The organism is Halochromatium sp. (genome assembly GCF_054919635.1).
The window spans coordinates 1-8019 of record NZ_JBUDPI010000156.1; the positions used below are offsets into that span (position 1 = coordinate 1).

8 protein-coding genes are annotated in these 8019 nt (G+C 62.3%); 7 read left to right on the plus strand and 1 reads right to left on the minus strand.

Features of this window, described 5'->3' with window-relative positions:
- The 6 genes from ACY693_RS10680 to kdsB form a co-directional block, all read left to right on the plus strand.
- The coding region (locus tag ACY693_RS10680; protein WP_462321812.1) for a DNA internalization-related competence protein ComEC/Rec2 at positions 1–1556 on the plus strand (1556 nt) is incomplete at its 5' end.
- Positions 1557–1639: 83 nt separating this feature from the next.
- Positions 1640–2272, plus strand: a complete 633-nt coding sequence (locus tag ACY693_RS10685; protein ID WP_462321813.1) for a MotA/TolQ/ExbB proton channel family protein — start codon at positions 1640–1642, stop codon at positions 2270–2272.
- Entirely contained in the window at positions 2269–2967 is a 699-nt protein-coding gene (locus ACY693_RS10690) for an ExbD/TolR family protein (protein ID WP_462321814.1), read from the plus strand. Before ACY693_RS10685 ends, ACY693_RS10690 begins: the two co-directional genes overlap by 4 nt.
- A complete protein-coding gene (gene msbA / locus ACY693_RS10695; protein WP_462321815.1) occupies positions 2964–4766 on the plus strand; it encodes a lipid A export permease/ATP-binding protein MsbA in 1803 nt (600 codons plus the stop codon). The genes ACY693_RS10690 and msbA overlap by 4 nt, the downstream gene beginning before the upstream one ends.
- Positions 4767–4867: 101 nt before the next feature.
- Positions 4868–5926, plus strand: coding sequence for a tetraacyldisaccharide 4'-kinase (gene lpxK / locus ACY693_RS10700; protein WP_462321816.1), 1059 nt, complete (start codon positions 4868–4870; stop codon positions 5924–5926).
- A complete protein-coding gene (gene kdsB, locus ACY693_RS10705) occupies positions 5923–6741 on the plus strand; it encodes a 3-deoxy-manno-octulosonate cytidylyltransferase (RefSeq protein ID WP_462321817.1) in 819 nt (272 codons plus the stop codon). Before lpxK ends, kdsB begins: the two co-directional genes overlap by 4 nt.
- A 33-nt stretch (positions 6742–6774) precedes the next feature.
- Here kdsB and ACY693_RS10710 read toward each other — a convergent pair whose 3' ends face one another.
- Positions 6775–7065 (minus strand): hypothetical protein, encoded by a 291-nt coding sequence (locus ACY693_RS10710; protein WP_462321818.1) that lies wholly within the window; start codon positions 7063–7065, stop codon positions 6775–6777.
- A gap of 560 nt (positions 7066–7625) precedes the next feature.
- On the opposite strand from ACY693_RS10710, the gene ACY693_RS10715 reads away from it, so the two are divergent.
- Positions 7626–7964, plus strand: a complete 339-nt coding sequence (locus ACY693_RS10715; protein ID WP_462321819.1) for a hypothetical protein — start codon at positions 7626–7628, stop codon at positions 7962–7964.
- Positions 7965–8019 lie beyond the last annotated feature (55 nt).

The following is an 8019-nucleotide window of genomic DNA, read 5'->3' on the forward strand; positions in this document are numbered from 1 at the left end:
TGGCAGTGGTCTTGATCGCCATCCTTGCCGGCCGGACCCTGCGTGCCTCAAGCGCGCTGGTGTTGGCGCTTGCGGTGGTCCTGCTCATCGATCCGGCAGCGGTCCTGGATTACGGCTTTTGGCTCTCCTTCGGCGCCGTCGCGGTGCTGCTCTATGCACTCGGCTGGCGGCTGGGCCCACCAGGCTGGATCGCGCGTTGGGGCGCCGCGCAATGGGCCGTTGCGCTCGGACTGCTGCCGCTACTGATCGCGTTCTTCGGCCGCGCGTCGCTGATTGCGCCATTGGTAAATCTGCTCGCGGTGCCACTGTTCGGTCTTCTCCTACCGCTGATCCTGGTCGCTAGCCTCGCCTTCCTGCTCAGCGGTTGGTTACTGCCGCTCCTTGTTGTCGACTGGCTGTTGCGCCAAGGCTATCAGCTGCTCGCCAACGCCGCCGATCTGCCATGGGCGAGTCTGACACTCGGGGGTCGGCCCGATTGGGTCTGGGGCGTCGCCGGGTTGGGAGCGCTGCTCCTGCTTGCGCCGAGAGGGCTGCCAGGGCGTTGGATGGGGGCGATTCTGCTCTTACCGCTATGGCTGATGCGCCCACCAAGTCCGGCGCCGGGGGAGCTTCAGGTGACGCTCCTGGACGTCGGGCAAGGGCTTGCCGCCGTCATGCGAACGCAGCGGCATACGCTGGTCTACGATACCGGGCCACGTTTTCGCAGCGGCTTCAACACCGGTGAGGCGGTGGTTGCGCCATACCTCCAACACCTCGGTATTGGCAGCATCGATCTGCTGGTTATCTCACATGCAGATCAGGATCACGCCGGTGGCTTGCAGGGGCTTCTGAGGTCGGTGACCGCGCGGCGCATCCTGACTGGAGAGCCTGACCGGATCAAGGCATCGATCGCTGCAGCACTCAAAGACAAGGCTGCTGAGCCGCTCACAGGCGGACCACAGAAACACCGGTCCAATGCGCTCGAGCATGAGATCCAGACGCTGACGATCGAGCGCTGTCAGCGCGGACAGCACTGGCACTGGGATGGCGTCGATTTTGAGATTCTTCATCCCCCGGATGCCGCCGAGACAGGGAACAATAGCTCTTGTGTGCTGCGCGTCTCGATTGGTGAGACGGCGCTGTTGTGGCCAGGCGATGTCGAGGCCTCAGTTGAGCAGCAGCTGCAGCAGCGCGATGCTGCGGCCTTGCAGTCAGCGGTTCTGGTCGCTGGTCATCATGGCAGTGCCAGCTCAACGAGCGAGGGCTTTCTCAGGGCGGTCTCGCCACAGCTGGTGTTGTTCTCGATGGGCTGGAAGAATCGCTACGACTTTCCTGCTGCATCGGTCCGCGAGCGCGTGATGTCCGCAGGCGCGCTCAGCTTGGATACCGCAAGTACAGGTGCCATCCAGCTGCAGCTCGATCGTCCGGCTGGGCTGCGCATCACCGGGCTGTATCGCCAGCAAGCGGATCGACTCTGGCGTCATCATCCGCCGCCGGCGGTCGCTTCAGAGCTTGTCCCAGACGAGTCAATCAGATCGATGCCGGCTCAAGGTGAGCGCCCATCCGATCGGCCTTGAGCTTGCCGGCCCGATGGCGGGGCAGTGCGTTATGATGGCGACCCGTTTCGATTGGCTAAGCTCCATTCCGAGGTGATTCTCTAGTGCTCGATCTGATGAAGGCCGGTGGCTGGCTGATGGTGCCGATCTTGCTGTGTTCAGTCGCGGCAATGGCCATTGTGATCGAACGCTTCTGGGCCTTGCGCCGCAAGCGAATCATGCCGGATGGACTGGTGATGCAGATCTGGGAGCTGCAGCGCAGCCGTCAGCTCGATGATCAGCGCATCGAGCAGATCCGCCAAGGCTCGGCGCTAGGTCGGATGCTGGCCGCGGGCCTGGTAAACCGGTTTCACGCCCGCGAGGTGATGAAGGAGGCGATCCAGGACACCGGCCGTCATGTCGTTTCCGGGATGGAGCGCTACCTGAGCACATTGGGCACCATCGCTGCTGTCACGCCGCTGCTTGGCCTGCTAGGCACCGTCATCGGCATGATCGACGTGTTCGCTGTGATCATGGATGCCGGCGTTGGCGACCCCGCTGTGCTCGCCGGCGGTATCTCGCAGGCGCTGATCACCACCGCCGCGGGCCTATCCATTGCCATTCCGGCGCTCATGTTCCATCGCTACTTTGTCAGTCGAGTGGACAAGCTGGTCGTTGGCATGGAGGAGCAGGCGCTGCGGCTGATCGAGGTGATGCAGGGCGAGCGCGAGGCTGCGGACGAGGGAGAGCGGCTTTGAATCTGCGTCCGCATCGCCCGGAAGCGCCAGAGATCAATCTGACGCCCTTGATCGACGTCGTCTTCTTGCTCCTGATCTTCTTTATGGTCACAACCAGCTTTCGGGACGAGGGTCGGCTGCGATTGCAGTTGCCGGAGGCCGATGCCGAGGCCGTCCCGCGCGAAGAGATCGAGCTGGTCGAGGTGATGATCGACCGTGCAGGGCGCTTCTATGTCAACGCGCAACTGCTCACTGCGACCGATCTCGAGACCCTGAAACAGGCGCTGATCGGAGCGGTTGGCCCGGAGCGCGAGCGACCGGTGCTGATCAAGGCCGATGCCAAGGCCGAGCATCAGGCGGTGATGCAGGTGCTCGATGCAGCAGGTCAGCTCGGCCTGAGCCAGATCGCGTTCGCGGCCAGCCAGCGCCAAGATGTGCGTGCCTTGTCGGGCTCAATGCCGACACCAGCGTCGAGTCCAGCGCTCCAGCAGGCGCCTGATCAGGAGGCGAGCCCGAGATCGAGTCCGAGATCGAAAGCGGAGTCGAACCGAGGATCGAGCTCCGGATCGAGCCCCGAACTGACCCCAGGACTGATCCCGGAACCGAGCCAGCGACCTGACCAGCCACTAGAGCGCTCGTTGGATCAGGCACCAAGCCCGTCATCGGACCAGGCCGGCACCGAGCAGCGGAGCCCAGCGCAGGAGATCGACCAATGACCTCGCCAACCGGGATCGGCGCCGTATTTGCGGCATCCAGCGAGGCCTCTGCCCGCGAGATCTATCGGCGGCTATTGGGCTATGTGCGCCCCTATTGGACGATGTTCGCGATCTCGATCGCCGGCATGCTGGTCTTTGGCCTCACTGAGCCGTTGTTTGCGGCGATGATCAAACCCTTGCTGGATGGCAGCTTCGTCGAGCGCGACCCGAGCGTGGTGCGGATGATGCCGATCGTGCTGATTGGCATCTTCTTGGTGCGCGGTGTTGCTGGCTTCGTCAATACCTATTGTCTGAAATGGGTGGGGCGGCGGGTGGTCGCCGATCTGCGCCAACAGATGTTCGACCATCTGTTACGCGCGCCCGCCCGTTATTACGACCATCACGGCTCGGGGCAGATCATCGCCAAGTTCACCTTCAACGTCGAGAACGTGGCAACGGCTTCGACCTCGGCACTGACCACCTTGGTCCGGGATGGCTTCACGGCCTTGGCGCTGATCCTCTACATGCTGTACATCGATGCGGCGCTGTCGGCGATCTTTCTGCTTGTTGCACCGGCGATGGTGCTGGCGATCAAGTACGCAACCAAACGCTTTCGTCGTTATGGAAAACGCGTCCAGGAGCGCATGGGCTCGCTGTCACAGGCGGCGCAAGAGGTGATCGAGGCGCATCGGGTGGTGAAGGCCTTTGGTGGTGAAGACTACGAGACCCGCCGTTTTGCGTCAGTCAACGAGAAGACGCGCTCGCTGCAGATGAAGATCGTCGCCACCGATTCGATCAGCGTGCCGCTGGTGCAGCTGATCGCGGCGATCGCCATTGGCATCATCGTCTACCTCTCGACCCTGCAAGGGCTGCGCGAGAACATCACCGTGGGCACCTTCATGTCCTTCATCGTTGCCATGGGCCTATTGCTGCCGCCGGTGAAGCGTCTGACATCGGTGAACTCGCATCTGCAGCGCGGCATTGTCGCCGCTGAGAGTCTGTTCGAGCTGCTCGATAGCGAGATCGAGACCGACACCGGTCACCGGGTCATGACAAGGGCCGAGGGTCGCGTCGACTATCGCGACGTGACCCATATCTACGACCCTGAGAAGGGTCCCGTCCTCGAGGACCTGAATCTGGTCATCGAGCCAGGGCGGAGCATCGCGCTGGTCGGACGCTCCGGCAGCGGCAAGTCGACCATCGCCAGCCTCTTGCCGCGTTTCTACGATCCAACCGAAGGGCAGATCCTGATCGATGGCATCGACATTCGCGAGCTGACCCTAGCCAGCCTTCGGGCGCAGATCTCACTGGTCACCCAAGACGTCGTGCTGTTCAACGATACCCTCGCCAACAACATCGCCTACGGCCTGCAGGGCGGTGCGAGTCGCGCTGAGATCGAGCGTGTCGCGGAGGCCGCGCACGCGGCGGACTTTATCAACGCGCTGCCGCGCGGGCTGGAAACCTTGGTTGGGGATCGCGGCATCCTGCTTTCTGGCGGCCAGCGCCAGCGAGTGGCAATCGCCCGCGCCATGCTCAAGGACGCCCCGATCCTGGTGCTGGATGAGGCGACATCGGCATTGGATACCGAGGCCGAGCGACATATTCAAGCCGCCTTGGCAGCGCTGATGGAGCATCGCACGACGCTCGTGATCGCCCATCGGCTCTCAACCATCGAGCATGTCGATGAGATCCTAGTGCTTGATGCCGGTCGTATCGTCGAGCGCGGCACCCACACCGAGCTCATCGCCCGCGGCGGCTACTATGCGCGCCTGCATCGATTGCAGTTCGCCGACGGCGGACCCGAGCTGAATCAGACGTGAGGGCTCGCAATGCTGAGTCTGAGCGTCCTCGGACCACCAGACGGACCACCAGACGGAACACCGGGCGCCAGGACGGCTTTGCACAGGGTCTGAAACAGCGCTTGCAGGAGATTCCGGAACAGGTCTGGTACCAGGGTCATTGGCTCGGTTTGCTGCTGGTCCCGCTCGGTTGGATCTACTGCGGCATCGCAAGGCTGCGTCGTCAGCTCTATCGAAGGGGTTGGCTGATCTCCTACTCGGCTCCAGTACCGGTCATTGTGGTCGGTAATCTGACGGTGGGCGGGACCGGTAAGACACCCTTGGTGCTGTGGCTGGCGGGGTATCTCGCTGAGCGCGGCTATCGGCCTGGGATCGCCCTGCGCGGCTATGGACGACAGCCGTTGGACCCGGTTGAGGAACAGCCCTCGCAAGCGGGACGAGCCCTGGATCAGCCGCGCCTAGTGCCGATCAACGGTGATGCAACTGAGTTCGGGGACGAGGCCGTGCTGCTGGCCCGGCGTGCTGGCTGCCCGGTGATGGTGGGACGCGACCGGGTCGCGGTGGCGCATGCTCTTACTGAGCAGGGCGGGTGCGATCTGGTCATCACCGATGATGGACTCCAGCACTATCGGTTACGGCGCCAGCTCGAGATCCTGGTGGTCGACGGGGAGCGCCGTTTCGGCAATCGCCGTTGCCTGCCAGCAGGACCACTGCGCGAGCCGGTTAGTCGCTCACAGCAGGTCGATTTGATGATCGCGCACGGCGGCACCGCACGGGATGCGCTGCGGATGCATCTGGAGCCTGCTGAGGCGGTCAATCTGGTCGATCCTTCCCGGCGACGACCTCTCGCGGACTTTGCGGGACAGCGCATCATCGCAGTGGCGGGAATCGGCAATCCGCAACGGTTCTTCGCGATGCTGCGTCGATTGGGTCTAGACATCGTGCCTCGACCCTATCCCGACCATCACCGCTATCGCGCCGCCGACCTTGAATGCTGGGCCCGGGACACCGTGCTGATGACCGAAAAGGACGCGGTAAAATGCCTTGGCTTCGCCGGGTCGACGCATTGGTATGTGCCAGTGACGGCGGTACCCGGATCGGCCTTTGTCAGGGGATTAGGCGAAGGCTTGATGCAGCGATTTGAGACAGCCGTCGACGAGACCAAGAACGAGGATCGATGAACAGCAAGCACATCGAGCAGCGGTTTCGGGTGGTGATTCCAGCGCGCTTTGGCTCCACGCGTCTACCGGGAAAGCCACTGATCGAGATCCATGGCAAACCCCTGATTCTGTGGGTCTGGGAGCGCGCGTGCGTCAGCTCTGCGGCTGAGGTATTGATCGCGACCGATGATCCGCGTATCGCTGAGGTCTGCAGCGACGTTGGCGCCGAGGTGGTGATGACGCGCACCGATCACCGCAGTGGGTCGGAACGTCTCGCCGAGGTTGCCGAGCGCAGGGGCTGGGCGGCGGGCGATATCCTGGTCAACGTCCAGGGTGATGAGCCAGGCATCTCCCCGCAGCTGATCGATCAGGTGGCGATCGGCCTGGCGTCGCATCCGGATGCGGGCATGTCGACCCTGGCCTGCCATCTTGAGGATGCAGCTTCGCTGTTCGATCCGAATGTCGTCAAGGTCGTAACCGACGCCCAGGGCTATGCGCTCTATTTCAGTCGTGCCCCTGTTCCTTGGCACCGCGAGCAATTCTTGCGCGATCGCACTCGGCTGCCGAATGAGGTCCCGTTCCTGCGCCACATCGGGCTCTATGCCTATCAGGTCGGTTTCTTAGCACGGTATCTCGAGTGGACAGCAGCATCGCTCGAGGAAGCCGAATCCTTGGAGCAACTGCGGGTGCTTTGGCATGGTGGCCGTATCCATGTCTCATTAGCAGAGACCGTTCCTGGTCCCGGTGTTGATACCCCGGATGATCTCCAACGCGTCACACGGTGGCTCGATGAGCAGTGTTGGGCAGCGCTCGAGCCTAAGCCGGAAACAAGATGAACCGGGCTTGGACCCTCAGAGCCGGATCAGCATTCAGCGCGTCGGCGCTGCCTCGAGACCCTCGAGTAGGTGCATCAACTCTTCGGAGAACTCACCTTGAGGATCATGGATCGGAACCTCGATATGCTCGTTGGCGCGGAATACCGCCTGGCCGAACTGGTCGGTTTGAATCGGCGGCACCGCGTCGAAGGCCTCGAGCACCAAGCGTCCTCGATCATGGCCGTTTTCAGCCAGTATCTCGACGATTCGGCAGTCGCGGCCAAAGTAGGAGCAGGTGCGGCCGATCAGAGAGCGTAGGCGTTGGGTGAAGGCATCGTCGGTCATCAGCAATCTCGCGCATCAATCCAGACTATTCAAGCTGAAAATAGATGGTTGCTGAGACGAGCAAAAAAAATGCCCCGCGAGATCGCGGGGCAATTCACCACTGAGGAGGTCAGAGGACGGAAATGGCAGAGAGGGAGGTTTCCGCCTCGTTGATCATTGAGCAGAATGCGTGCCAATATTTGGCCGCAAGGGCGGAGCGTTCCGTCTTATGCGTCGACTGGCCTGAGTCAAGCTGCAATCAGACTGCAAACTGCCAAACCCAACACAAAAACCCTAAAAACGATGGGGTACGAGTGGCTGCGAATTGGATCACAGGACCGGGCTGTTGCACTATCCCGGTGCACTCTGGCCCGGTGCACTCTGGCCCGGCGCACGTTGGCTCGGCGCACGTTGGCCCGATGCATTCGTGCCCGATGCATTTGGGTGTTCGTCGCTGTTGTTTTCTCCAACTGGTTGCCTGGCCTGGCATCGTCTGGATGATGTTGATCCTAATCGCTATCAGCGTGCCGGAAGCGGCTAGCGGGCAGGGTGTGTCGAGTGGGGTGTCGAGGGGGGCGCAGGTGTTGGAGTCCGCGCAGGGGCGCCGCTCGGCTCGCAGCTGGCTCGAGCTTGAGCAAGCGCAGCGCGCCTATCGGGATCGCGTTGCGCCACTCGATCTGAAGCAGCATCGACAGCTGGAGGCCATCGAGCGGTCCCAGCAGCTTGATCTGCGCCGGCTGCAGCAGCGAAATGCCCGTGAGCTTGACCGTATTGAGCGGCAGCGACGACTCACACCGCCGAGCAATCTGGATACCTACAATGGTCCAAGCTGGGGCTCGGCTGCCGACAATCGACGCCGTGCTGAGCGTCATCGCTGGATGATTCGAGGCCAGCACCAACGACCTCCATTTCATCGCTAGGTACGCTAACCAATGACCAAAGTACGTGTTTTATTTGTCTGCATGGGAAATATCT

Excerpts from the sequence above, each read along its gene's own strand:
- ACY693_RS10710 (WP_462321818.1), bottom strand. The coding sequence starts at position 7,065 with ATGACCGACGATGCCTTCACCCAACGCCTACGCTCTCTGATCGGCCGC.
- msbA (WP_462321815.1), top strand. The coding sequence starts at position 2,964 with ATGACCTCGCCAACCGGGATCGGCGCCGTATTTGCGGCATCCAGCGAG.
- kdsB (WP_462321817.1), top strand. The coding sequence starts at position 5,923 with ATGAACAGCAAGCACATCGAGCAGCGGTTTCGGGTGGTGATTCCAGCG.